Origin of the sequence: Bremerella sp. JC817, assembly GCF_040718835.1 — a bacterium.
GTDB lineage: Bacteria > Planctomycetota > Planctomycetia > Pirellulales > Pirellulaceae > Bremerella.
Window position 1 is genome coordinate 1 of the sequence record NZ_JBFEFG010000009.1, and the last position, 413, is coordinate 413.

General features: G+C 55.9%; 1 pseudogene. It reads left to right on the forward strand.

The features are described from left to right. A pseudogene (locus AB1L30_RS00030) lies at positions 1-413 on the forward strand (hypothetical protein); the annotation flags it as partial.

Below are 413 nucleotides of genomic sequence, written 5' to 3' on the forward strand. Positions count from 1 at the left end.
GTTCGCCTCCCTCATTTAACGCACTTTTCCTCGCCTGCCATGAACATCAAAGCGACTGACATCCGCCGCGGCATGGTCATCGTGATGGACGGCAACAACTATGTTGTCCACGATTTCTACCACCACACCCCCGGAAACCTCCGGGCGATGGTCCAGGCGAAACTGAAAAACATGCAGACCGGATCGATCATCGACAAGCGGTTCCGCTCGGTCGACCAGATCGAAGTCCCCTTCGTCGAATCGAAGGAGTACGAGTATCTCTACTCCTCAGGCGACGAGCATGTCTTCATGGATACTTCGACCTTCGATCAGCTCACCTTCTCGCCCGACATGATCGGTGACTCGATGCAGTACCTCCTGCCCAACACCAAGGTGAGCGTCCGCTACGTCGACGAGAAGCCCGTCTCCATCGA